The sequence below is a fragment of the Exiguobacterium sp. ZOR0005 genome (genome assembly GCF_000798975.1).
Taxonomy (GTDB): Bacteria; Bacillota; Bacilli; order Exiguobacteriales; family Exiguobacteriaceae; genus Exiguobacterium; species Exiguobacterium aurantiacum.
The window spans coordinates 1-25,160 of record NZ_JTLB01000009.1 but is presented as its reverse complement, the minus strand read 5'-3'; the positions used below and the strand labels follow the sequence as shown (position 1 = coordinate 25,160).

The following is a 25,160-nucleotide window of genomic DNA, read 5'->3' as shown; positions in this document are numbered from 1 at the left end:
AAGGAACTTACTTATGTTACATCGTAATTTAGCACTGCACACGGACCTTTATCTCCCACGTTGGATGTATATCTATTGGAAGCAAGGGCGCCATAACGAAAAAGTCGTCTTCGACCTCTATTACCGTTCGAATCCGTTCAGCGGTGGCTATGTCGTCTTCGCCGGGTTGCAAAACATCGTCCACTATTTAGAAAACGTGTCGTTCACGGAAGCGGACATCGCGTATTTGAAGCAGCAACTCGACTTCGAGGACGAGTTCGCCGATGTCCTGCGCAATTTCAAGTTCACCGGTTCCCTTGACAGTGTCCGGGAAGGGGAAGTGATTTTCCCTCACGAACAGGTCGTCCGTATCGAGTCGACGATCTTCGAAGCGAAATTGTTCCAGACGGCGTTCTTAAACATTGCCAACCACGAATCGCTCATCGCGACGAAATACGCCCGGATCCGTCAAGCGGCACCGAACGAGACGTTGCTTGAAGGGGGGGCCAGACGCGCGCAAGGCGTCGATGCCGCTTATTACGGGACACGAGCCGCTTACATCGCCGGCTTTGACGTGACGAGCCTCGTCTCGGCCGGACGTGATTTTGACGTACCGACCGGAGGGACGATGGAACACGCCGATATCCAGTTCCACGACGACGAATTGACAGCATTCCGCTCATTCGCCGAGATGTATCCGGACAATACGAGCCTGTTGATCGACACGTACGACACGCTCAAGTCAGGTCTCCCGAATGCGATCACCGTCGCGAAAGAACTCGAGGCAAAAGGGTATCGTTTGAAATCGGTCCGCCTCGACTCAGGAGACTTGGCCTACTTATCAAAACGGGCCCGAAAAGCGCTCAATGAAGCAGGATTAGACTATGTAAAAATCGTCGTGTCCGGTGACCTTGACGAATACGTCATCCAAGACTTGCGGATGCAAGGGGCTGAAGCCGACACATTCCTCGTCGGGACGCGCGGCATCACGGCGTACGAACAACCTGCGCTCGGCATGGTGTATAAGCTTGTCGCCCGCGAAGACCAGGATGGCAACTTGAAGCCGGTCATCAAAGTGTCCTCGTCAAAAGTGAAAACAACGACCCCGCATAAGAAAGAACTGTATCGGATCATTGACAAGGAAACGAAAAAGTTCAAAGGCGATTATATCGCCCTTGCCGATGAGCCCGTCGAGACGTATTCGGAAATCGATCTCATCGACGTGCGTGACCCGGCATTCAAAATCAAGACGCGCAACTTCCACGTCAAACGTCTGCTCGAACCGATTTTCCGCGACGGTGAGCGTGTCTATACGCTTCCGAGCGCGAAAGAGATTCGCGACTATCATAAAGAGCAAATGAACGGGCTGTGGGAAGAATACAAGCGGCTCCGGTTGCCAGAAGTGTATTCGGTCACGTTCAGCAAACCGCTATGGGACTTGAAGCTCGAGATGATTCGCCAAACACGGATCCCGAAATAAACAAAGAGGCTGTGGGGTTCCACAGCCTCTTTGTCATGCGGTCGTCATCTCGTGCGCATGGCTTTGATCTTCTTTTCTCCGAAAGTAAAGGGCAATCGAGAGGGAAATGAGAATCAAAATGAAATAGACGGTCCGTTGCCAAAATGTCGCCTCCGTGTCCCCTTGGAACAAGGCGATGATATAGTCACTCCCGCTCAATAGGAACACACCCGCGAGCAAGAGGAAGATTCGATACCCGGCCCGGCTTCGTTCTTGTTTTACTTTGAAGAAAAGGACACCATAATAGACGATGGCTAGTATTGCGATATATCCAATAATCCCTACAATCCAACTCATCTCGATGCCTCCTACTCTCTAATTTTTTCACGTCGCTTCCACGCTATCGTAACACAACCTGACAATCAGACTATGTTAAGATGTTCTAAAGAAACGTGGAAGGGATTGATCCGATGAAAACGTTCCGCCTCGTCCAAGTCCGCCTCGTCCAAGACGAATACGGCAATGAATTGAACCTCCCGATCGACCTCGTCGATGGATTGATCATCTCGAAAGAACATGACAACGAATGGTTGCTTGAGATGCTCGTCCCGACAGAGTTTGCCGTTACGCTTCATCATTATTTGAACAAGCGGATATTACTCCTCGCCGAAGCGGTGATCACGTCCCCGGCCAACCGTCCAGCGGCGATTGCCTTGACGTTCACGAGCGAACGCTCGCTCTCGAACCATCATACGTTCGTCGCCGAAGGACTGATGCTCCTCCCGAAACAAGATCCGACCAAACAAGTGCTCGACTCGCTCATTTCTGAGGGCGTGGCCGACGCTGATTTGAAGCCTTCCTTCTTCGAAAGACAAGTCGAGCATCAGCAGTCGTTCAGCCGCTCCGCATTCAATCAGCTCGTCAAAACAGGTTCGTTCGAGTAATCGGACGTTCTTGTTTTTTTCTTTCCCCTTTTTCGATAACTCCTCAACCAAAAAAGACGAAGAATTTGTCTCCGCCTTCAAATATAGATGAAAAACAAGATGACCATCATCGTCATCCCGATGATTTTGAGCACGGTACTACCTAGAAATGCCAGTACCGTCCCGACGCCGATACTCCATGCTTCCCGGGTCGTCTTGCCAAGCGTCAGCTCAGCTAAAAATGCGAAGATGAACGGAAAGATGAGCACCCCGACGAGCGGGAAGATGAATGGCCCCGCAATGAGACCGATCGTCGCTCCCCACTTCGCCCGTTCGGACCCGCCCCGCTTATCGACGGTCGCCCGCGTGACGATATAGTCGACGGCGAACAAGAAGACGAGGAAGACAATTTGCCAAAGCCAGAACGTCCACGTGAGAGGTTCGAACGAGAACCCGAAGCCATAAATGAAGTAACCGATAAATAAGAACAGCACGCTCGGGATGACCGGATAAATCAGACCCGCGAACGCGACAACGAATGATGCGATAATGAAAACCCAGAGCAATGTTGACATACGCCTCTCCTCACTTCACCATAATTTCGTTCGTAATATGGTCGGCCACGTTCACCGCCTTAATGATGAATCGGTCGCCTTTATGCTCGATATAGTTCGAGCAGGCGTTTCGCATCGCGTGACGGAACGTATACGTATCGTCGACCGCTGAAAGCGCGGCTTTGATCGCATGAGAATGACATACGACGATGATTCGTTTTCCGGGATACGTCTTGACGAGGTGCTCCATCCCTTCGAGGACGCGGGCCCGCATCTCATCCTCTGACTCTAGGCCTGGCACGCGAGTCTGGTCATCGGCTTGAACCGCCTCATAAATACCGGGCACTGGTTTGCCTGATGCCATCCCAAATTCACGCTCGATGAACCGTTCGTCCCGGATGATCGTTTCTTCGTGGAATCCGCACGCTTCGGCAATGTACCGGGCCGTATCAACAGCTCGCGTGAGCGGACTCGCCACGATGACGTCCCACTCTTCTTGACTTAAAAAGGCCGCGCTCTCTTCAGCTTGTTGATGCCCGAGCGCGTTGAGCGGGATATCTTCCCGGCCTTGAATGATTTCTTGAAAGTTCCAATCGGTCTGACCATGTCGGACCAAACAAAGCTCTGTCACACGAGTCACTCCTTTTTCAATCTCTAAAATCTTTTCCCATCGTACCATCTTTTCAAAAAATCGCAACGTCACGTCAGCGCATCATCGATGAAACGATCAATACGGGCCATGAGTTTTTCTTCTTTGATCGGGTTATCGGACTGGAGAAAGCTTGCTAAGGAGTGGGTGCCGTTCGGGAACGAGATGAGCTGGACGTTGGCGCCGACCTCACTCGCATGCTCAACGAAGTGGAGCGCCTGTCCGAACGGAACGATCGGGTCTTTCTTGCCGTGAAGCATGAGAATCGGCGGGGCATCGTCATATAAATGTGTCACCGGAGAACATTTCACCATCAATTCTCGCCACTCTTCGCGGCTCCCCTCATAGAATTTCAAATGGGCGAGCCACGTCTGGATAAATTTAAATAATAAGAAGTTCGTCGGTGGATAGAGCGCGATCACACCTTTCACCGTCGGGACATCTTCTCCCAGCGCGCCGATGAATTGCTTTTCCCGATCGAGCGCCGTCGCCAACATGAGGGCCGCCCCGGCCGAGTCGCCCCAGACGATCAACTTCTCGATGTCGAGGTTCAAGAGCGCGTCATGTTGTTTCAAGTAACAAAGGGCATCAGACACGTCAATAATATTGTCAGGGAAATAGACACCGTCTTCGAACAAGCGATAGTCAACACTGATGACGGCGAACCCTTTTGCCAAGAAATGATCGAGCAACGGATGGAACAACGTCACCATGCCTCGACTGCCGCGAACGAACGCCCCGCCATGAGCATAGACCGCGACGGGAAACGGTCCGTCGCCTGGCGGATAGTACACATCAAATTGGAGCGGACGGTCATCGATGATTTTATACGTGTGGGTTCGCCGTTTGCGCGTCGAGGACCGAATCGGCAGTTCGGGCTCTTGCCAACGCACGAGCGAGCCGTACTGATTCCATACGGTCGCCCCGGCCGCAGTCGCTGCGGCGAGTGCGGCACCGCCGACAAACCAGGCGGTCTCCTTTCTCATATTACATCCACTCCTCGCTCTTTTTTTAATCATATTCCCTTTTTATCAAAAATCCATCCATCGGAAGTCGGACTTGACGTCAGTGAATCTGCCCTCTATAATATAACTCGCAGTCACAGAACGTAACCGTTACGATTTAATTGTTTAGTGTCAATATAGAGAGGACAGGTGGAAAGTCAGATGAATAAAAAATTACTTACTGTCGCCGCAGCAGGGACACTTCTATTAGGAGGATGTGCCAATAACGAAGAGAGCGGGGCGTCGGAGGAGACGAACGACCAGTTGACCGTTTATGCGTCGACGTTCGCTTTGAAGTCAATCGCAGAAGAAATCGGAGGCGATCGCGTCCAAGTCGAGATGGTTATCCCGCCTGGCGCCGACCCGCATACGTACGAGCCGACATCACGTCAAATGACACAGATCGCTGAAGCCGACTTGTTCTTGACAGTCGGACACGACCTCGAGCCTTACGTCGAGTCGATGGAGAAGAGCCTTGCGAACGAGGACGTCTCTTTCGTCAAGACAGCCGAGAACGTCACATTACTCGATGCCGATAAGACGGTTCACGTCCACGGTGAAGACGAGCACGCCCACGGTGAAGACGAGCACGCCCACGAAGAGGATGAGCACGCCCACGAAGAGGACGAGCACGCCCACGAAGAGGATGAGCACGCCCACGAAGAGGACGAGCACGCCCACGAAGAAGATGCACACGGTCATAGCCACGGACAATACGACCCGCACGTCTGGCTCGATCCAATGAACGCCGTCTCGATGGCGGAAGCTGTTGAAGCTGCATTCGCCGATCAGGCACCCGACTACAAAGATGAGTTCGCAGATCGGTTGAGCGCATTCAAAGAAGAGGCTGAAGCACTCGACGCCGAACTACAGGCAGCAGTCGATGGCGGATCGAAGAAGCAACTCCTCGTCACGCATGCGGCATACGGATACATGGCGGACCGTTACGGTTTCGAACAACTCCCGATCGCCGGATTGACGCCATCTGAAGAGCCATCTCAGCAAGCGTTAAAGCGTGTCATCGAAGAAGCGCGGGCCCACGACTTGACGCATATCGCGTTTGAAGACACGGTCACTCCGAAAGTCGCCGAAGTCGTGAAAAACGAGATCGGTGCTGAAACGGTGACGATTTACAACTTGGAATCGGTCACGAAAGAACAAATGGAACAGAGCTATTTCGACTTGATGCGTGAAAACGTCAAAGCGCTCGAAATTGCGTTGAAGTAATACAAACAGAACGCTCGGTGCCTCAGGCTCCGAGCGTTCTTTTATACTTCTGGCTGTTTGTCGAGTTGTTTCAGGCGAAGCAATAACACCCCGGTCACGAACAGTGTCACGGTCGGGATCGTTGCCCCGATAATCACTCTCCACCATTCCCCACGTAAATCGAAGTAGTACGCAGTCAATAGACTTCCGAGAAAAATCAAGCCGACCGTTCCGGCTACTTTGGCGAGCGATGCGCGCGGATGCCGGTCGTGGATAAACATCGAACTGTTGATGATGGCAAACAATAAATTTAGAAAAAATAGTGCGAACATGGCCGTGACCAACCACGTGTCATACAAGACAAATCCATGCACGGATAAAAAACCGACCACGAACGCTAGCAACGTCAACATGTTGACGCGACCGAGCCATTTATGTCCCGTCCGATAGGCAAATATCGGGCTAATCAGTGAAAAAAAGAGCGCTGTCGTAATGAAGAAGTCACCCACCATTGATCACCATCCATTTTTTCAATATTATACCATCATCTTAACCTCATTCATAGTAAATCAAAACGAGCTCGTCCCGCTCTGCCGCCGCCTCGCAAAAATGTTGGAGCGATATCCATTTTAGCCAAACGTCATCGAGCGCATCTTGATCGACGAACGCCATATCGGCTACATCTTCTTTTGTAAATGCGCCAAGCGCGTCTTTAACGATGTGCAACAGTTGCGGCGTCAAAATGCCGACGACGACCGCCTGCTCTTCATTGACGATCAACTCTTCCCCGATCGCGGCCATTTCCAAGTTATACGTGTCGTCCCCGTCGATGTAGACCTCGATTTGTCCGAGTACTTTTTGGAAATGACTAATATTCGGCAGCGTCAACGTGTCATAGGTGTCGCGACCTTGGGCGTGGACGTGAAGGAGCCAATCCATGATCATCTCCGGGTCTTGTCCGAACGAGACCCAAACCTCTGGGGAAATGCGTATATAGTGTGTCGTCTCCATGAATGAACGCCCCCCTTTTTTTATTGTTTACCCATCTTTTGGACGCAAAAAAACCGCCTACGCGCTTTCGTAGACGGTTTATACGTTATGAACGGACGGTTCCGGTTTTCGTTTCTTCCGCTTCGGTTTCCCAAGCTTCCAAATACTCACGACCTGGAAGGTCTTCAATCGAATCGGCATAGAACACTGGATCGTCTCCTTGGCGACGCTGCGCCAAGTAGTCATCGAGCACGAGACGCGCCACTTTCGCGAGGCGGAAGATCGCATACAAGTTGACGAGCGCCATGAGTCCCATGAACACGTCGGCGATCGACCAAACGAGGCCAGCTGAACGAATCGCTCCGAAGAGGACCATCCCGACGACACCGATCCGATAGAGCGTGACGTAAATCTTTTTCTGCGAGATAAACTGAATGTTCGTCTCGCCGTAGTAATAGTTACCTAAAATTGAACTGAACGCGAACAAGAAGATAGCAATCGTTAAGAACGATGTCGCGATCGGACCGACTTCTGCCGTAAGCGCCGCTTGTGTCAATTCGACACCAGCGAACGACTCTGAACCAGCCACGCCCGACAACAAAATGATCATCGCCGTTGATGTACAGATGATGAGTGTATCGACGAAGACGCTGAACGATTGGATCAAACCTTGTTTAACCGGGTGCGATACTTCCGCCGTCGCTGCCGCGTTCGGCGCCGAACCCATACCTGCCTCGTTCGAGAAGAGACCGCGACGGATACCTTGAAGCACCATCGCCCCAATCGCCCCTCCGAACAGTTGCTGGATGCCGAGCACACCTTCCGAGAAGATGAGGCTGAAGACGCTTGGCAATAACGAGGCGTTCGAAATCATGATCCACATCGCGAGCAAAATATATCCGCCGGCCATGACCGGGACGATGATACTCGACAAGATGGCAATCGATTGGACGCCTCCGAAGATGACGATTGCCGTGATAACCGCCAAAATGATCCCGACCGTCGTCGTGCTGACGCCGAACTGGTTGCTCATCGAGAGCGAGATCGTGTTTGACTGCACCGAGTTGAAGGCGAAGCCGAACGAGAACGTGATCAAAATGGCGAACAAAATCCCGAGCCAACGCTGTCCGAGGGCGCGTTCCATATAGTAGGCCGGCCCCCCGCGCCATGTGCGTCCGTCACGGACTTTATATACTTGCGCGAGTGTGCTCTCGACGAACGCCGAGGCTGAGCCGATGAGCGCGATGAGCCACATCCAGAAGACGGCTCCCGGGCCACCGAGGGCGATTGCCGTCGCGACACCGGCGATGTTTCCCGTACCGACACGAGCTGCCGTACCGATGGCGAATGCCTGGAACGACGAAACTTGGCCTTTCTCACGTTTCATGCCTTCTTTGAACAAGAGACGGAACATCTCCGGAAGCATCCGGAATTGGACGAAGCCCATCCGGACCGTAAAGTAAAGGCCTAAGGCGACAAGGACGACGATGAGCACCGACGACCAGAGCAGGTCGTTCGCTTGCCCAACAAACTTTTCAATCATATTCTCCATTGCTTAATCCTCCATAAGTATGAATAGTCATAAGTAAAAGTTATGTCAACTTTCTTAACATGTTTAGAATTATAGGAAAAATATTTGAAAATTGCAATCCTTTTCAACAATCTCATCGTTTGACGCGACCGTGAAAAAGGACGACCGGTCACGTGACCGGTCGTCCTTACGATTCGATGCGATTAGATGAAGAGGTTCAAGTTGCCGCCTTCGGCTGCCCCGAGGTATGCTGCCACACCACCGAGGTCGATACCATCGATCAACTCTTCTTCTTTGATACCCATGACGTCCATTGACATCGTACAAGCGACCATTTTGACGCCCGCCTCTTGAGCTGACTTGATCATTTCGTCGAGTGATGGGACGTTCTTGTCACTCATGACTTTCTTCATCATCTTCTGTCCAACACCGGCGAAGTTCATGTTCGAGAGCGGGAGTTCACCTGCGTGTGACGGCATCATCATGCCGAACATCTTCTCGAGACCTTGTTTCTTCACTTCCGGTGCGTCCGGTTTACGGATGACGTTAAGTCCCCAGAATGTGAAGAACATCGTCACTTCTTTACCCATCGCCGCCGCGCCTTGGGCGATGATGAACGAAGCGAGGGCACGGTCAAGGTCACCGCTGAAGACGACCATCGATGCGCCGTCAGCTGCTGGTGCGCCTGCCGGGACGGCCGCAGGGCCATTTCCTTTTTGAAGAATCGCTTCGACTCTACCGTTGACGAACTGTTTCGAAACGAGTTTGTTGCCCGTCTTTTTCGCCCACGCCTCGATGTCAGCGAAGAAGCCTGGATCGCTCGCGAGGACACGAAGTGTCTCGCCTTCGCCTAGTTCAGCGACCTTTTTGTTTACTTCTAAGATCGGTCCCGGGCATTGCAGACCGCACGTATCTAGGAAAATCGGTTCCCCGACTGGTTCATTCATCATTGCTTGTGGTGCCTCCTTTGTAGCTGTCGCGGCTGTTTCGTCCGCCGCAGTCTTCGTGCCTTCCTCAATCGCATCAAAATCACGCTTCACTTGTGACCATGTTTTGTAGCCACCGCTCAAGTTCTTCACTTTGAAGCCGTTTTGACGCAAGATGCGGGCAGCAAGGTATCCGCGAAGACCGACTTGGCATGTCACGTAAATCGTTTCGTCTTTGCTGTAGTTGTCCAAGTTGTCACGAAGCGAGTTGACCGGGACGTTAATCGATCCTGGGATTTTCCCAAGTTCGTGTTCCGACTCGTCACGGACGTCGAGCAATGTCGCGCCGCCTTTGACCAAGCCTTCAATCTCATCCCAGTGGACGACTTCGTTGTCGCCGAGGACGACGTTCGAGGCGACGTAGCCGATCATGTTGACCGGGTCTTTCGCCGAACTGAACGGCGGCGCGTAGCTGAGTTCAAGGTCTGGGAGGTCGAGGACCGTCAATCCGCCTTTCATCGCTGTCGCAATCACGTCGATTCGTTTGTCGACACCGTTCATGCCGACGCCTTGGGCGCCATAGATCTCACCTGTCGTCGGATGGAACAACAGCTTGAGCGACACCGGTGTCGATCCTGGGTAGTACCCGGCGTGCGAACCTGGGTGCACGTGAACGGCTTCAAACTCTTTACCGGCAGCTTTCAAACGTTTCTCGTTCCAACCTGTCGACGCGACCGTCATATCAAATACTTTGGCGATCCCAGTCCCCATCGTACCGTTGTATTTCACATCACGGCCGTTAATGATGTCGGCCACGAGACGTCCTTGACGGTTAGCCGGCCATGCGAGCGGGACGACCGTCGGCTCTTGGAAGACGTAGTCGAGTACTTCGACAGCATCGCCGATCGCATAAATGTTCGGATCTGACGTGAGCATCTTCTCGTTGACACGAATCGCGCCACGGATGCCTGTCTCAAGACCAGCTTCTGTCGCGATTGAAGATTCTGGCACAACGCCGATCGACAAGACGACCATGTCCGTTTCGATGACGCGACCGCTCTTCAAGTGGACGCGCTTCCCTTTTTCCGAGAACGAGTCAACACCGTCAGACAATTGAAGGTCGACGCCATGAAGACGCATATGCTCGTGAACCGGCGATACCATCTCACGGTCGAGTGGTGTCATGACTTGATCGGCCATCTCGACGAGCGTCACTTCGACGCCGCGCTCACGCAAGTTTTCAGCCATTTCAATTCCGATGAAACCGCCACCGATGACCGTCGCGTGTTTCGGCGCCTTGTCATCAACGTAGCTACGAATCTTATCCGTATCCGGAATGTTACGGAGCGTGAAGATGTCTTCCGCTTCTTCGATCCCTGGAATGTTCGGACGAATCGGTTTCGCACCTGGCGACAAGACGAGGACGTCGTATGACTCATCATACGTCTCACCCGTTTTGACGTTTTTCACCGATACCGTTTTCTCAGCACGGTTGATTTTCGTCACTTCCGTCAAGTTACGGATATCGAGTTGGAATCGCTTGTTCATCCCTTCGACCGTTTGGACGAGTAACTTTTGACGGTCTTGGATCACGTCTCCGATGTAGTACGGAAGACCGCAGTTCGCGAACGAGATGTACTCTCCACGGTCGAACATGACGATTTGGTTCTCTTCATTTAAACGGCGAAGACGGGCTGCTGCCGAAGCACCACCTGCCACCCCACCGACGATTACAATTTTTTTACTCATTGCTCATTTCCTCCTTTGACGACTTCACCTGGCCAACTCATCAAGCCATCTTCTATATTGACCACTTTATAGCCTTTTGCTTCCATTTGCCAAGTCGCTTGCGTGCTGCGGGCACCTGAACGGCATAAGACGATGTATTCTTGCTCCGGGTCGAGCGTGTCGATCCAGTCTGCTAGTTCAGAGAGCGGGTAGTTTTTCGCCCCGGCGATGTGTGCTTCTTGAAATTCGTCCCGTTCACGAACGTCGACGATATTTACAGGTACTTCAAAATCCATTTGTCGTTTCAAAGCCGATGCTTTCATCTGTGTAAATCCATCCTTTTCTTCTATAGTCATGTATCCGGTATTGATCTCAGCTTGGTCGCTGGCGTCCAACAAAGTTTGTGATTCGTTGAACAATGCGCGTCCACGTCATTAATATACCCCCTATGGTATCCCATTGCAAGGAATATGTTTGACGAAACCGCAAACTTTTTAAAAATCTTCACTTCAAAGGTTGTCGCTCGACACATACTCCCCTACGTATTAAGATGAGACTACACAATAAATAGTTGGGTTACTGAACGATTTTTACTATAGAGGTGAACAGACATGGAACAATACCAATATGACACGAAAGTGTTGAACCGGATGAAACGCGTCGAAGGTCAGATCAAAGCCATCATCCGCATGATGGAAGAAGGCAAAGAATGCCGGGACGTCGTCACCCAATTGAGCGCGGCCCGTTCGGCGCTCGACCGCGCCTCGACGATCATCGTCGCGAAAAACTTGGAGCAGTGCATCATTACAGCCCAACAAGATGGCGAAGATACGTCTGAAACGGTCGAAGAAGCCATCAAAATGTTGATGAAACGCTAGTTCCCCTTGCTTTCCCCTCCCAAATGGGGGAAAGTTAGAGTAACGACTTTTAAGGGGGATTTCTTGTGAACTTCGAAGAAAAAGTAGAATCATTCAAAGCGCTCGTCGCAGAACGCAACATGACGTTCAAAGAGAGCGAGACTGAAACGCACGTCACGTTTTTAACGCGTGAAACGACTAAATCCGGGGCTCAACCCGTTATGATTATCGCCTTCAACAAAAAAACGACGGACGCCGAGCTTTATGCCGCGACCGTGACGCACGTGCCGGACTACGTCGAAGATTTACCGATCCTCAACGCATTGAACGAGTTCAACCAAGAGTTCAAATACTTCCGTTGTGTCCTCGACAGCGACCGTGATGTCACGCTCGCTTCGACGCTCGACCTCGACCTCGGCTTTTCACCGGAGATCATCTTGCAACATTCATTCATGATGTTCCAAGCGGCCGACGAAGTGAACGAGTACATGCAGAAGTTGTACACGCAAGTCCAATGACCACTATTTTCTGACGACGTTAGTCGCCAGCCAAAAAGACGATTCCTCCGATTGTTCGGGAGAATCGTCTTTTTCCTTACCGTTAGCCGTTTTTATCTAACGCAAGATGGCGAGGTGCTGTCGCTTTATACCATTGGTAACAAAGAATAATGATTAAGACCAAATCGACCGCATCACCACCGTAATACATCCAAAGCGCACCTGCCTCCGCCTCCACTCTCGGTACTCTGTGAGGCGGGTTAGCATAAATCAGTTTTGCCAATATTTTGTGTCCGGCCAAGGCGAGTACCAACATCGTCGCTCGATACAGATAACTGTAGCGGTGCGAGGTGATGTCCACATAAATGATTGAAATTGTGAATATATACCCTGCCAAAAATACGTGTAGATGGACTAACGCATACAACGAAGTCGATTCGTGCATGAGCGAATAAACGTTCGTCATGTAGAGCACGTATAGTCCTCCGATGTTAAGAACAGCTGCCGTAGCAGGATTCATGATGAATTGGAAAATGCGGATTTTTAATAACCGGGTTACTCGTCGAGCCGCCTCTACACGTAACGTCCGTAACATCAACGTCATCGGTGCCGCTAAGGCAAGAAGAAGCGGCGCCAACATTCCAAGAAGCAAGTGTCCAATCATATGACCGACAAAATTGGTATGGGCGTAGGCTGCCAAAGGTCCGATGAGCGCGAGTCCCGCTGTTAAGATGCCGGCGACCCATAAGCCGTAGCGATGAAGCGGCCACGATTTATAGGCGCGACTCGTCATCACGGCGGCGAGTGGATAAACGACGAGCGCGATCAGCAACAAGATTAAGACAATCGTCTCATACCCACCACCGGGTACGTGCATGTGGGAATGCATGTCACTCATCCCCCTTCTTCCGCCAGTCTCTTCCGCTTTTGTGTCTGGTTGAACAGAATGAGACCACCGATTAAGATCAAGGCAGCCGTAATGTTCCAGACGAGATCATAAGGAAGGATGTTCACGCCATAGCGAATTTGATGAAGCTGAAAAAGCTTATGATGGACGATCCCGTCGTACAATTGGAAGAACCCTACTCCGATGAGCACCCCGCTCATCCATCTCTTCATCCAAAAAGACTGTCGTCTACGTAGATCAGCTAATAAAAACAAGGACGCGACGGTGGCGAACCAACTAAAGGCGTGGAACAGGCCATCTGAAAATAAGCCGACCTTCAAAGTGGATTTATCATAAAAGTGATGCCATGCGAGCAGTTGATGGAAAACCACTTCATCAACAAATGCGATGAGCCCGATCCCGAATAGAAATCCTGAACCGAAATTTCGAAACGCTTGCGCATAAGGACGCCTCTCCATCCCTTTACACCCCCTAGTTAAAACCAGAATCTTCTGACATCCAATTGATTCCCTTCTCGTTTCCAACTAAACGTTTTCTCTTTCTCTTCCGAAGAGAGGCTCACGTGTTGAAACATTTTCGTTGTACTTGTCGTATGTAGAAAAAGGAGGTTTTCAGATGATGAAGCGTTATACTCATTACCTTGATGCGTTCGAAGCGATTAAACAAGCGACCAAATGGTCACTCACCGATGACTTCCGAAGACTGATGGCCATCAACTATGCCATCCACGATATGGCGTTCGATTCAACACGTTTCGAGACGGCACAAACTGCCTTAAAACAAAAGACGGGCATGTTCTCGAAGTTTCGCGGGACGAACAGCCTCGTCTGGTTATCGTTCCTCGATGCCAAATATGAGGACGTCGCCCCGGCCATCGATGAGGCACTGCGGCTCGATCAGCTGCTCGACCGAAAACACTTCCGCTACAGCACGTTACGTCCGTTCATCGCGAGCCAGCTACTGAACGTCGACGAGCCGGAGCGCCGTCTCGACGAGGCAAGTGCCCTCTATCAAACGTTCAAGCAACATCACCCGTGGCTGACGAGCGAAGAAGACCTGTTGTCGGCGCTCGTCCTCCTCCAAGCGTTTGACGACCATGACGGTTTGAACGAACGGATCGAAACGTACTACGAGGCGCTGAAGGTTCATGTGTCCCGCTCGAACGAACTGCAGCTCGTCTCGCATTTGCTCGCCTTCAGCGAACTCGCTCCAGACGATGCCGTCACACGTTTCCTCGCTTGGCGAGAGAGGCTACAACGGCAAAAGATTACCGTCCGAAACGAACATCTGCCACCGCTCGCCTTGCTCACAATCGTCACCGAGCCGACCGACGAGACGGTCCAGGCCGTGGCCGACATCGTCCTAGCTGAAACCGAGAAACAGCGTTGGTTCAACACGCATAGCCTGACCGTCGCTTTACAACTCGTCGCCGCAGAACATATTACGGAAGAGGCGAGTGAGTTGCTCCTACATGGCACGTTCGCCCATCTGCTCGCCATGCAGCAGGCCGCGACGGCAGCTGCGACCGTGGCCGTCATCTCGAGCACATCATCGAACAACTAAAAAAGAAGGGTCGCCCCTTCTACGTGTACAAATATACGCTCAAACATACCAACACGAACACAGAGTTGGCAATCTCCACGATCCCGATCTTCATGATGGGGATCTTTTTTCCATAGAACGCAACCGCCCGCATGAGACTCGGCACGTAAGCGAGTGCGAGCATCGGGTAGCCGAGGACGATGAAAATGGTGACGAGCAAGCCATGATATCCCCATGATACGTTGCGATAAAACAGGCTCTTTTTCTCCCGAATCATCGTCTTGACGAAAAAGATACTGCCGAGGAAATATAAGTACGGCAAGACGAACATCCATACTATCGTCCCGTCCAAGGCACGTGCCCCGAGATAATAACTCGCCATCCCACCGATACAAAACGAGGTGACGGCACTGACGTCGTTCCAGACGTTGCGCTCATCCTTGATTTTAGCGAAATAGGCGTTGACGAGGCCGAACGGAATCATGGCAAGGACGAACCAGACGAGACGCCACTCGGCTAGAAACACCGGGATGGCGGCGACGATTGCAATCGTCAAATACGTCGCGACCGTGCGCAACAGTTCTGGCGACTTCTTTCGTTGCTTGATGTATTGGAACAAGAAAAACGTCCCCATATAAACGAACAGCCAAGCAATGGCGAACGGGATGTGGACGAGCGTCCAGCCCCCGACGATGCCGCCGAGCAAGAACGGTAAAATCAGCATCGACCAGGCGCCGTGCTGTTTTGGAATCATCCATTTCATGTGACCCCCTCCTTCTCTGTTTAGTGTAGAAGAACGGGAGCAGTATAACTGTGATAAATTTTACAAAACAAAAAACGATCTCACGCGAGATCGTTTTTTGTTTTCAGTTTGGTCACACTTGGCACGACGATTTCGACAACGTCTTCCGTCAACATCTTCGTGACGACACGTCCCGCGATTGCGACGGCGACGAGCGTATAGAGCGCGTTCGACAATGGCAAGTAGATGAGCGAGATCGCCAAGACGATCACATCGAATATGATGAGGATCGTTCCGACCGATACGCCGGTCCACTTCGACAAACCGAGCGCGAACAAGTCGTCCCCGCCCGTCGCTCCGCCTGACTTCAAGACGAGACCGAGACCGTAACCGGTCACGATCCCACTTGCGATCGCGGCAAAGAGCGTTGCCGGCCATACTTGGATGTCAAACGTCAACAGGTCGAGCCGGTCCCACATCGCATAGCTGAGCGAAAGTGACGCCGCCGCAAGCACCGCTTGTCCGACGAAACGCCAGCCTTTCCACCAAAGGGCGATTAAAAAGAAGGGGATATCGAGTACGATCATCGAGATCGCTGGATCGATATCAAATAAATAGCGGCCGAGTAATGCTAACCCGACAAAGCCCCCTTCAGCCAAACCAAACTGTTCATTCAAATAATAATAACCGAACGCCATGATCAGCGTTCCGAGCACTATGGTAGCAACTCGTTTCATTCCGATTGTCCTCCCCGTTTTCAACGGAGAGGAGGATCCTCAGTCGTAGCCGCGGTTCCATCTGTTCCATCTCCGATCTTCCGTTTGTTGATTTTTACATTGCTTTCATCTGTAAAAACTCAACGCTAGAAGTCCGGCAATTGAAACAGAGGCCATGCCCTCTCGGTGTCCATAAAGACCTTCCTTTCCCATAAATGCGCGTAATCATGGGACTATTTTAACATACTTTGACGAGTGTTTCATTAAATGTACATTTAATGAAGGTTACGTTTCGGTAAATTTTTCTTTCCGAACCACCACCAGTTCCAATCCCCGAACAGTTTCATCAAGGACGGGACGAGAAGAATCCGAATAATCGTCGCATCGATGAAGATGGCGAGCGCGATCCCGACCCCGAGCTGTTTGATCGGACTGACACCGGTGAACGCGAACGCACCCGTCACGACAATCATGATGATGGCGGCCGACGTGATGATTTTACTCGTCTTCGCTAGCCCCATCTCTGTCGCGTAATCGTTATCCCCCGTCTCCCGGTAATATTCCTCGATCCGCGAAACGAGGAACACCTCGTAGTCCATCGAGAGGCCAAAGACGAGCGAGAAGATGAACACCGGTGTCAAAATACTGATCGTCTCGGCGTCATAGACGTAACCCGACTCGAAGATAATGACGAGAAGTCCAAACGTCGCCCCGAGACCGAGCACGTTCATGATGATCGCCTTGATCGGAATCAGAATGGAACGGAACGCCCACATGAGGATGACGAACGTCGCCAAAATGACCGTGATGACCGCATACGGGATGCTGTCATATATCTCTTCATAAATCTCTTCGTTGAACGCGGCTGGCCCTCCGACCTCGAACCCTTTCTCACGCCAATCGCGGACGAACGCCTGCGCTTCCTTGTCGCTTGGTGGAACATCAAAGCTGACGTTGACGAGAGCGAGGTTCGTATCGCCATCGAGTGTGACGAGACGGTCGAACGCCTCGAGCTGTTCGGGAGCGACTTCGGCGAGTTGTTGGAACGCTTCCGGTTCGAGCCCCGATGCCGTCAAGAACGTCGTGACGTTGTCAACAATCGGATCTTCGTTCAACTCATCGGTGAGCGCCGTCAATTCATCGAGAATCATCGAATTGGTCAAATCGTTCGTCTCGAACAAGAGGACCGCATCCGTCGCGGTGGCGCCGAACACATCGTCCCAACGTTCCAAGGCAGCGCGCGACTCATACGACGTCGGGAGCGCATCGGCGTCCGGAATATTGAGTTCCAAGTCGCGGACGAACCAGAGGCTCGGCAACAAGAGGAGAAGCGCGACGAGCGTCATGACGACCGGACGTTTCATGACGAAACGGGCGAGCTGTTGCCAGCGCACTTCGGAACGGACCTCATTCGTCTTGATGAGGCGCCCTTTGTTGATCGCGTCACCGACGATGTAAAGCGCTGACGGCAAGAGCGTGAGTGCCGATAAGACGGCACCGGCGACGGCGATGAGCGCGCCGAGCGCGATGGCTTGGAAAACGTCCACTTGAATGAACAAGAGACCGGCCAAGCCGACGAACACACAAAGGCCGGAGAACAGAATCGATCGGCCCGCGGTCGCGACCGTGCGGACAATGGCCGCTTCCCGTGACTTCCCTTTCGCTAACTCTTCACGGTAGCGGTTGACGAGCAGGAGCGAGAAGTCGATGCCAAGCGCGATCGCAATCATCGCCACCGCGTTCAAGACGAAAATGGACAGTTCCATCGTCTGAGCGAAGAAGAAAAGCGATCCGGCCGCAACGATGAACGTGATCACACCGACAAAGAGCGGCATGAACGCCGCGAGCGGCGTGCCGAACACGAGCAAGAGGACGACGAGCGCGACCGGTATCCCAATCAATTCGGCTCGAATCAAATCGTTTTTCGACGCCTCGTTCAAGTCATCGGCAAAGACCGGCTCACCGGTCAAACGGATTTCAGTGTCACTGTTTTGAATGAGGGCGTTGCGGACGTCCTCGATGGACGCCTCGGCCGTCTCATAGTCGTTAAACTCCAAGAGTAAATATGCGACGTCCCCAGACCGCGCGTCTGGATTCTCATCCGGCGTGATGATCCCATCGACACCGTTTACCGCTTCGAGTTGTTCGCGTTGCTCTTCGAGCGCGGCATCGAGGTCCCCGCCTTCAAGCAACACGATCATCGAGGCACCGGCTCGGTCGAACCGATCATTCAACTTGTCCTCGACTTGGGCGAACCGTCCGTCTTGAATGGCAAAACCGTTGCCTCGCAATTCGCCCGGGAGTTGCAATCCAAAATACACCGATACCGCCAATAATACGGTCCAAATCGCGACGACTATGTAGCGCCATCGGACTAACGTGTGTCCTAATCGTTCCATACTTTCCCCACTCCTCTCCGTCTAAGAAGACTCTTCCCGTTTTCTCAGGCTTTCACTAGAGTCTTCACAAAAAATTCCTGAACCTTGATCGGGTTCAGGAACATCAACGCTCGAACACTTGAAGCCAACTGTGACAAAAGCGACGCGGCGTTGATAAGACGACGAGTCGGTCGCCCGCCTCGTCTAGCAAAACGACTTTCAATAATTCATTTTCAGCACATACTTCAGAAGAAAACAGTTCGCGCTCACGTCCAAACAGCTGGAACGCTGTCGACGATGTGATCGCAGTCGTCTCACCGATTTGATCGACGATGACGGTATCGCGTTCCCCCCCGTATGGAATGATCCAGCGCTCTTTGGCACCGACGTCCTCGACGAGGAATCGGCGATTTCGTTCGTCATACAACGTGACGAGACCAGGGGCCGTGAAACGTTCAAAGTCGTAGTCTGGTTGATACGCCAGCTCGATAATGGCTCCGAACGTCGGGACTTCCTCGTACCGGCTGTAACGAAACGTCTTGTCGCTCACATTGAGCGCCGCAATATCGGATTCGGCCGAGTACAGGAACAGGTCGTCCCCTTGCCAATGGTATAAATTGCTGAACCAATCGTCATGAAACGCGCGTGGTAGCGGATGACTTTCCATCGTTCCTCTCGCGAGGTCGATGATGCCGTACGTCTGCCGATCACGGAACAGTGCGACGGCAATCTTTCTATGTGGTTCTATAAACAGGGCACATGGGGTCCATTCCCATTCGAGTTCCCATTGGATGTGGAACGTCTCATCAAAGAATAAAAAGCCCGTTTGCGCCAAATATAACATCCATCCTCCACCGACACGCTCTAACCATTCGACCGTCTGATGAAATTGATAGTCTGCGACTTGTTTGTACATTTGATCACTTCCTAGCTTTAGCTTAGCAACGCCCGAACGATTTGACGATTTTGAATGTGTTCATCGAACACATTCTCATTTCGCCTTGATTTCCTGTATACTGGCGATAGCTAATCCATTTATAGAAAGGAGGGTTTCTCATGCGCCCACTTCAACTGTCACCCGAGACAGCTGTCGAACTTGCCAAGAAGCTAAACGTCCCGCTCGAAGACTTGATGCATATGCCAAAACATATCCTCGTCCAAAAAATGATGCAACTTGAAGCCTCACAATCGGAAGCGAACGAGGAAAAGGAGACGGAATGACGTCTCCTTTTCTCTTGCTTACTTTTGCTTGTTTTTCCGTTTTTTCGCCACATACCAGAGACCGAGGATGGCGAGCGCCGCTCCGCCGGCGACAGCGTATTTGCTGTAGTCTGGACGACGTTCGGTCACGACGAGCGTCGATAACGGGGCGATCGTCATGTGCCGATCTTCGACGAGCCGCGGCGCCGTCAAGTTGACCGTATGATCCTCGACGTTCACTTCGAACTTCCCGGACGGCAGCTTCACGTCGACCGCCTCCTCAAGACCGTTATGGTAGACGAGGTGGCGTTCCACGTACCCTTCGACGTGGCGATGCAGCTCGTATGCGATCACGCCCTCTTCCTCATCAAAGAAGCGTAAATGTTTCCGGATCTGCTCCGCGTTCTCGAGGCGGAACAACGGATACTGCTTTCGTAAACTGATCAAGCCTTTGACGTACTCGACGCTCGGCGTCTCGACTTCGGCCCGGCTCCAGTCCAAGCGGTTGATGACTTCACCGGAGTTGAAACTGTTCTCGTCTCCGTCTTTTGTCCGGAAGAATTCCTGTCCGCTATGGAGGAACGGGATGCCTTGCCCGAGCAACACGATCGTCGTCGCGAGACGATGGCGGCGGCGACGTGTCGTCTCGTCATCGTCCGGGTTCGTCACGGCGAGCTTGTCCCAGAGCGTCAAGTTGTCATGGCACTCGACGTAGTTGACGACTTGGTTCGGTTCGTCGGCAAAGCTTTGACTCGTGACCGCACCGGCGATGCCGCGTTTCACATCAGCCGTCATGTCGAGGTTGCCGCTCACCCAACCTGGCAAGTCCTCGATGAACACGTCACCGCGGACACCGTCGCGGATGGCATCGTTGAATTGGGCGATGCGCGGCATCTTCCGGGCGTTATGTTGGTTCGCTTTCTTTCGTACCGAGAGTGGCGTATCGAGGTCCCATCCTTCTCCGATGACGAGAATCGAAGGGTCGACGCGGTCGAGCGCTTTGCGGACTTGGTTCATCGTCTTGACGTCATGCAGCCCCATCAAGTCGAAACGGAATCCGTCAATCATGAACTCCTTCGCCCAATACGTGACGCATTCGATGATCAGTTTCCGCATCATTGCCCGCTCCGATGCCGTATCGTTTCCACAAGCTGATCCGTCAGCGAGTGTCCCGTCCTCGTTCAAGCGATAATAATAGTCAGGTACGAATTGACCGAGCGGTGTCGTTGCTGCATCGTACGTATGATTGAAGACGACGTCCATGATGACACGGATCCCGCGGTCATGGAGCGCTTGAATCATCGCCTTCAACTCGATGATGCGAGCGGCCGGGTCGTCCGCGGATGACGCGTAAGAACCTTCGACGGCAAAGTAATGCACCGGATCGTAGCCCCAATTGTAATTGTCTTCACTCTCTTTTGACTCATTGACCGACCCGTAGTCGAAAAACGGCATGAGCTGTAGATGCGTGATGCCGAGCGAGGTGATGTAGTCGAGTCCGGTCGGATAGCCGTTCGGCGTCTTCGTGCCGACCTCGGTCATGCCGAGGAATTTACCACGATGCATGACGCCGCTGTCCGGATGGCTCGTCAAGTCGCGGACGTGTGCCTCATAGATGACCGCTTCTTGCGAAGAGTGGAAGAGCGGACGTTCTTTCACCCAATGGTCAGGATTAAGCGCAGATGGGTCGAGAAGACATCCGCGTTTGCCGTTGACACCGACGACTTTCGCATACGGGTCGAGCGACTCGACACGCTTGCCGTCAACGACCGCCTCGAACACGTAAAACTGTCCTTCGAACGAGCGATCGAGTTCAATGACCCACGTTCCTTTCTCTGCCTGCTCAAGCGCCATCCGTTCAAACTTACGGGCCCGTGGCGTCCGGTACAGTTTGACAGCCATTTCTGTGGCGACTGGCGACCAGACTCGCAACCGGATGAAGTCACTTTTAAACGTCACCCCGAGATCTTTTCCGTGATAAGCCATATGATCTAAATCTACATTTGTCTGTTGATCAATAGTACGTTCCATTCTTTCACTCCTTCACTACTTCAAATCTGCTATCATTATAACAAAACCCTCATAAAGGATGGATGAAACATGGCAAAAGACAATTCTTTTGATATTGTGTCAGAAATGAACCTCGAAGAAGTGAAGAACGCGATCCAAATCGCCGAAAAAGAAATCTTGAACCGTTACGATTTCAAAGGGTCGAAAAGCGAGATGTCACTCGATAACGGCGACCTTGTCCTCGTCTCAGATGACGACTATAAGCTCGAACAGTTGAAAGACGTCATGATTACGAAATTGATCAAGCGTGGCGTCCCGACGAAAAACCTCGACTATCAAAAAGTCGAGCGCGCGCTCGGCGGAACGGTCCGTCAACGCGTCAAATTGAAGAGCGGGATCGATAAAGATGACGCGAAAAAAATCAACACCGCCATCAAAGAGTCGAAGTTGAAAGTGAAATCACAAATTCAAGACGATCAAATCCGCGTGACGGCCAAGTCACGTGATGACCTGCAAGCTGTCATGCAGCTCGTCCGCGAGCTCGAGTTGTCGGTTGACGCCCAGTTCACAAACTACCGATGAAACTCGCCATCATCAGTGACCCGCACGGTTCGTTCGCTGATTTGAAAGCCGTGCTCGAGTCCGTCCGCCGCGAGACGGAACATATCCTTTGCCTCGGTGACTTGTACGAGTGCCATATCGGCAAAAAACGGCGCAACGAAAGGTTTCGCGATGTGACGGACGTCGTGACGTACGACCCGGACTACGAGGCGCTCCTCACGTTCCCGAGCCTGCGCGGCAATCAAGAAGAACGAATCGACGAGGTGCTCGTCGTCTCACATCCGGTCAAGACGCGCATCTCGCTCCTCCCGGAACAGACAACGCTCGATGAGGCGCTGTTCCTACATGGTCATCAAGTGAAGTGGAACGAAGACTGGGAACCGCTCGTCGAGAAAGGCAAGTACCCGCTCGTCTTCATCGGCCACAGCCACATTCCGGGTATTTACCGGAAAGGACGCTCGATCCCGTGGGAAATCGGGACACCGTTCAAGTTGAAGAAGAAACGCTACGTCATCAACGTCGGCGCCGTCATCTTTGACCGTGAATGGTGCCTGTACGACACGGATGCACGGACGGTCACACGGATGAAGGCATGACTGTTTGTTTCTACAATACTTTTTTTGAGGATTTCTCTAGGGAAATCCTCTTTTCTATTTTTCGGTTGTAATTATTAGGTAATTGTGAAGATTTGAGGTTAAAATTTTACATTCATTTCCCCTTGCTTACTTCTTATTTAATTAAAGCTTTCAATGCCCGATCACCTTCAAAAATATGATTGACTGGATGTTATTCGAGGAGTAAATTTATGTTCATCCATCACTCAACACGCTGAATCCTTTTATGGAACGGGGGAACCATTAATTGGGGTTAACGGATATTCGAGGGGTCCTCTTTGCTCCTAACCCGACAGCTAACTTCGTAAGCGATCAGAAGAGATAAGTCTATATAGTTTGAGGAGGACGTTTCTATGAAACGTAAGATGTATGGAGTTATCGGATTGGGTCATTTTGGGAGTGAGTTATGTCAAGTATTGATGCAAAATGGACATGACATCTTAGCTATTGATTATGATGAAGGGAAAATTCAACGTTATCACGCCTTAACAACGCAATCTTTCCAGTTAGATGCAACCGATGAAGAAGCATTGCAACGGACTGGTATTTTGAACGTAGACCATGTCATCGTAGCGCTCGGTGATCGAATTGAAGACAGTTTGATTGTAGCCATGTATTTGAGCGAACGAGACGTCCGGTTTAGTGTTAAAGCTGTACACGCACGCCATCGCAAACTGTTAATGCGGATAGGTGTCGAAGACATTCTCGAGCCTGAAAAAGAAATGATTCAACATTATGCAGCAAGATGGTCGACAGTGGAGTTACATTCATGAATCTTAGATTAACGGATCAAAAGAGACTCACACCGCCACAAATCGTCGCTATCGGCTTTACGGTTACAATCTTTATCGGAGCCCTCTTGTTGAAGCTTCCCATTTCCACAACACAGTCCATCACTTTTCTGGATGCACTTTTTACAGCAACGTCTGCTACCACCGTTACAGGATTAGTCGTTGTTGACACTGGAACTAGTTTTACGATGTTCGGACAAATCATCATTATGATATTGATGAAAATCGGAGGGCTAGGCCTTATGTCATTTGCGCTTCTTATTATCCTGATTTTAGGAAAGCGAATCGGGCTAAGAGAACGCATCCTCGTTCAAGAATCATTAAACCAAACAGCAACAGGAGGAATTGTCAGACTCGTAATTTTATTGCTCGCTTTCTCAACGATGATGGAATTGATTGCCACGGCCATTTTGGCGATGCGTTGGGTTCCTGAGTACGGATGGGGCTTTGGTCTTTTTACGAGTTTATTTCATGCCGTCTCGGCATTTAATAACGCTGGGTTTTCGTTATGGGGAGAAAGTCTATCGAATTATGTTGGTGACCCTGTCGTGAACATGATCATTACGATGCTCTTCATTACAGGTGGGATTGGATTCACAGTTATTTACGACCTCGTTCATAAGCGAAGATTTAAAACACTTTCACTTCACTCCAAGTTGATGTTAGTCGGAACCTTTACATTGAATTTAATCGTGATGTTCCTTATCTTTTTACTTGAATTTAATAACCAAGATACGTTAGGTTCTTTATCTTGGTCTGACAAGCTTTGGGGATCTTACTTCCAGGCAGTGACACCACGAACGGCGGGATTTAACACACTTGATATCGCGAGTTTAGAGCCGAGTACATTGACGTTGATTATTATGCTCATGTTTATCGGAGCAGGTAGCGCCTCAACCGGAAGCGGTATTAAGTTGACGACGATTTTAATTATTATCGTTACAGTGCGCGCTTATTTGAAAGGAAATCGAGATGCTGTCGTGTTCGGGAGAAGAATTTCTGAAAGTATTGTCATTCGCGCTCTTTCCATTTTGGTTATCAGTTTGGGATTTGTAGCAGTCAGTATTTTTTTACTGTCGTATACCGAACAGTCTGCCGATTACTTAAGTATCATTTTTGAAGCCTTTTCCGCATTTGGTACAGTTGGTCTATCTATGGGACTGACCGGAGAGTTGTCAGCGTTGGGGAAAATAATCGTCATGATTCTCATGATTGTTGGACGAGTCGGACCAGTAACATTAGCCTTTGCGCTCGCCAAATCCACAAAAGATCAATTCCGTTATCCAAAAGAAGACGTCTTTACAGGATAATTTAACTGATTTAGGCGAGAATTCTCCCACCTCTAAGCGTCTCAGGGCATGGCCCAGCGTAGGTGGGAGATGAATCGCCGGTCCCC

At 51.3% G+C, this 25,160-nt stretch carries 27 protein-coding genes and 1 riboswitch; of the genes, 11 read left to right on the top strand and 16 right to left on the bottom strand.

The window, feature by feature from the left end:
• Nucleotides 1-13: 13 nt before the first annotated feature.
• A complete protein-coding gene (locus L971_RS03235; RefSeq protein ID WP_047374294.1) occupies nt 14-1,459 on the top strand; it encodes a nicotinate phosphoribosyltransferase in 1,446 nt (481 codons plus the stop codon).
• Nucleotides 1,460-1,492: 33 nt separating this feature from the next.
• Here L971_RS03235 and L971_RS03230 read toward each other — a convergent pair whose 3' ends face one another.
• Nucleotides 1,493-1,795, bottom strand: a complete 303-nt coding sequence (locus L971_RS03230) for a membrane protein (protein WP_024372110.1) — start codon at nt 1,793-1,795, stop codon at nt 1,493-1,495.
• Between the two features lie 113 nt (nt 1,796-1,908).
• On the opposite strand from L971_RS03230, the gene L971_RS03225 reads away from it, so the two are divergent.
• On the top strand, nt 1,909-2,382 hold the full coding sequence (locus L971_RS03225) for a YwpF family protein (protein ID WP_024372111.1): 474 nt from the start codon (nt 1,909-1,911) through the stop codon (nt 2,380-2,382).
• A 77-nt stretch (nt 2,383-2,459) separates the two neighbouring features.
• Here L971_RS03225 and L971_RS03220 read toward each other — a convergent pair whose 3' ends face one another.
• The 3 genes from L971_RS03220 to L971_RS03210 all read right to left on the bottom strand — a co-directional run bounded on the left by L971_RS03220 (nt 2,460) and on the right by L971_RS03210 (nt 4,550).
• Nucleotides 2,460-2,936 carry a DUF456 domain-containing protein gene (locus L971_RS03220; protein WP_024372112.1) on the bottom strand — a complete coding sequence of 159 codons (477 nt, stop codon included), beginning with the start codon at nt 2,934-2,936 and terminating at the stop codon, nt 2,460-2,462.
• Nucleotides 2,937-2,946: 10 nt separating this feature from the next.
• The gene (locus tag L971_RS03215) at nt 2,947-3,546 is read right to left on the bottom strand and encodes a histidine phosphatase family protein (RefSeq protein ID WP_024372113.1); all 600 of its coding nucleotides are present in this window, start codon (nt 3,544-3,546) and stop codon (nt 2,947-2,949) included.
• Between the two features lie 68 nt (nt 3,547-3,614).
• Nucleotides 3,615-4,550 (bottom strand): alpha/beta hydrolase, encoded by a 936-nt coding sequence (locus L971_RS03210; protein ID WP_024372114.1) that lies wholly within the window; start codon nt 4,548-4,550, stop codon nt 3,615-3,617.
• Between the two features lie 180 nt (nt 4,551-4,730).
• On the opposite strand from L971_RS03210, the gene L971_RS03205 reads away from it, so the two are divergent.
• Nucleotides 4,731-5,795: a metal ABC transporter solute-binding protein, Zn/Mn family gene (locus L971_RS03205; RefSeq protein WP_047374292.1), complete on the top strand. Its 1,065-nt coding sequence runs from the start codon at nt 4,731-4,733 to the stop codon at nt 5,793-5,795.
• A gap of 41 nt (nt 5,796-5,836) precedes the next feature.
• Here L971_RS03205 and L971_RS03200 read toward each other — a convergent pair whose 3' ends face one another.
• From L971_RS03200 to L971_RS03180, 5 genes are all read right to left on the bottom strand, one after another.
• Nucleotides 5,837-6,286, bottom strand: a complete 450-nt coding sequence (locus L971_RS03200; protein ID WP_024372116.1) for a hypothetical protein — start codon at nt 6,284-6,286, stop codon at nt 5,837-5,839.
• A gap of 43 nt (nt 6,287-6,329) precedes the next feature.
• A complete protein-coding gene (locus tag L971_RS03195) occupies nt 6,330-6,785 on the bottom strand; it encodes a hypothetical protein (RefSeq protein ID WP_024372117.1) in 456 nt (151 codons plus the stop codon).
• A gap of 85 nt (nt 6,786-6,870) precedes the next feature.
• Nucleotides 6,871-8,316 (bottom strand): sodium:alanine symporter family protein, encoded by a 1,446-nt coding sequence (locus tag L971_RS03190; RefSeq protein WP_029333773.1) that lies wholly within the window; start codon nt 8,314-8,316, stop codon nt 6,871-6,873.
• A 182-nt stretch (nt 8,317-8,498) separates the two neighbouring features.
• Entirely contained in the window at nt 8,499-10,970 is a 2,472-nt protein-coding gene (locus tag L971_RS03185) for a CoA-disulfide reductase (protein WP_047374290.1), read from the bottom strand.
• Entirely contained in the window at nt 10,967-11,272 is a 306-nt protein-coding gene (locus L971_RS03180) for a rhodanese-like domain-containing protein (RefSeq protein ID WP_024372120.1), read from the bottom strand. Before L971_RS03180 ends, L971_RS03185 begins: the two co-directional genes overlap by 4 nt.
• A gap of 288 nt (nt 11,273-11,560) precedes the next feature.
• On the opposite strand from L971_RS03180, the gene L971_RS03175 reads away from it, so the two are divergent.
• On the top strand, nt 11,561-11,827 hold the full coding sequence (locus tag L971_RS03175; protein WP_024372121.1) for a metal-sensitive transcriptional regulator: 267 nt from the start codon (nt 11,561-11,563) through the stop codon (nt 11,825-11,827).
• A 65-nt stretch (nt 11,828-11,892) separates the two neighbouring features.
• Nucleotides 11,893-12,324, top strand: coding sequence for a YbjN domain-containing protein (locus tag L971_RS03170; RefSeq protein ID WP_016509669.1), 432 nt, complete (start codon nt 11,893-11,895; stop codon nt 12,322-12,324).
• An 82-nt stretch (nt 12,325-12,406) separates the two neighbouring features.
• On the opposite strand, the gene L971_RS03165 is transcribed toward L971_RS03170, so the two are convergent.
• Together L971_RS03165 and L971_RS03160 are read right to left on the bottom strand one after the other, a co-directional pair.
• Nucleotides 12,407-13,192, bottom strand: a complete 786-nt coding sequence (locus tag L971_RS03165; protein ID WP_081977036.1) for a cytochrome c oxidase assembly protein — start codon at nt 13,190-13,192, stop codon at nt 12,407-12,409.
• A gap of 5 nt (nt 13,193-13,197) precedes the next feature.
• Entirely contained in the window at nt 13,198-13,668 is a 471-nt protein-coding gene (locus L971_RS03160; protein ID WP_024372123.1) for a DUF2243 domain-containing protein, read from the bottom strand.
• 157 nt (nt 13,669-13,825) lie between these two features.
• Here L971_RS03160 and L971_RS03155 point away from each other — a divergent pair, with 157 nt between their 5' ends.
• A complete protein-coding gene (locus tag L971_RS03155) occupies nt 13,826-14,773 on the top strand; it encodes a DUF4003 family protein (RefSeq protein WP_231557554.1) in 948 nt (315 codons plus the stop codon).
• Nucleotides 14,774-14,792: 19 nt separating this feature from the next.
• Here L971_RS03155 and L971_RS03150 read toward each other — a convergent pair whose 3' ends face one another.
• The 4 genes from L971_RS03150 to L971_RS03135 all read right to left on the bottom strand — a co-directional run bounded on the left by L971_RS03150 (nt 14,793) and on the right by L971_RS03135 (nt 19,504).
• Nucleotides 14,793-15,515 carry a YwiC-like family protein gene (locus tag L971_RS03150; RefSeq protein WP_029333778.1) on the bottom strand — a complete coding sequence of 241 codons (723 nt, stop codon included), beginning with the start codon at nt 15,513-15,515 and terminating at the stop codon, nt 14,793-14,795.
• An 80-nt stretch (nt 15,516-15,595) separates the two neighbouring features.
• Nucleotides 15,596-16,231, bottom strand: a complete 636-nt coding sequence (locus tag L971_RS03145; RefSeq protein WP_024372126.1) for a YitT family protein — start codon at nt 16,229-16,231, stop codon at nt 15,596-15,598.
• A gap of 254 nt (nt 16,232-16,485) precedes the next feature.
• Nucleotides 16,486-18,609: an MMPL family transporter gene (locus L971_RS03140; RefSeq protein WP_047374284.1), complete on the bottom strand. Its 2,124-nt coding sequence runs from the start codon at nt 18,607-18,609 to the stop codon at nt 16,486-16,488.
• 103 nt (nt 18,610-18,712) lie between these two features.
• Nucleotides 18,713-19,504 carry a hypothetical protein gene (locus L971_RS03135; protein WP_024372128.1) on the bottom strand — a complete coding sequence of 264 codons (792 nt, stop codon included), beginning with the start codon at nt 19,502-19,504 and terminating at the stop codon, nt 18,713-18,715.
• Between the two features lie 140 nt (nt 19,505-19,644).
• Between L971_RS03135 and L971_RS14905 the strand changes: the two genes are divergently transcribed.
• Nucleotides 19,645-19,809, top strand: a complete 165-nt coding sequence (locus L971_RS14905) for a YycC family protein (RefSeq protein ID WP_081977035.1) — start codon at nt 19,645-19,647, stop codon at nt 19,807-19,809.
• A gap of 18 nt (nt 19,810-19,827) precedes the next feature.
• Here L971_RS14905 and pulA read toward each other — a convergent pair whose 3' ends face one another.
• Nucleotides 19,828-21,819 carry a type I pullulanase gene (gene pulA / locus L971_RS03130; protein WP_029333782.1) on the bottom strand — a complete coding sequence of 664 codons (1,992 nt, stop codon included), beginning with the start codon at nt 21,817-21,819 and terminating at the stop codon, nt 19,828-19,830.
• Between the two features lie 69 nt (nt 21,820-21,888).
• On the opposite strand from pulA, the gene L971_RS03125 reads away from it, so the two are divergent.
• The 4 genes from L971_RS03125 (at nt 21,889) to L971_RS03110 (ending at nt 25,074) form a co-directional block, all read left to right on the top strand.
• Nucleotides 21,889-22,380 (top strand): YajQ family cyclic di-GMP-binding protein, encoded by a 492-nt coding sequence (locus L971_RS03125; protein WP_024372130.1) that lies wholly within the window; start codon nt 21,889-21,891, stop codon nt 22,378-22,380.
• Nucleotides 22,377-22,955 carry a metallophosphoesterase gene (locus L971_RS03120; protein ID WP_024372131.1) on the top strand — a complete coding sequence of 193 codons (579 nt, stop codon included), beginning with the start codon at nt 22,377-22,379 and terminating at the stop codon, nt 22,953-22,955. Before L971_RS03125 ends, L971_RS03120 begins: the two co-directional genes overlap by 4 nt.
• Before the next feature lie 220 nt (nt 22,956-23,175).
• Nucleotides 23,176-23,299, top strand: a riboswitch (cyclic di-AMP (ydaO/yuaA leader).
• Between the two features lie 27 nt (nt 23,300-23,326).
• Nucleotides 23,327-23,746, top strand: coding sequence for a TrkA family potassium uptake protein (locus L971_RS03115; RefSeq protein ID WP_052200248.1), 420 nt, complete (start codon nt 23,327-23,329; stop codon nt 23,744-23,746).
• Nucleotides 23,743-25,074 (top strand): TrkH family potassium uptake protein, encoded by a 1,332-nt coding sequence (locus L971_RS03110; RefSeq protein ID WP_047374282.1) that lies wholly within the window; start codon nt 23,743-23,745, stop codon nt 25,072-25,074. The genes L971_RS03115 and L971_RS03110 overlap by 4 nt, the downstream gene beginning before the upstream one ends.
• Nucleotides 25,075-25,160 lie beyond the last annotated feature (86 nt).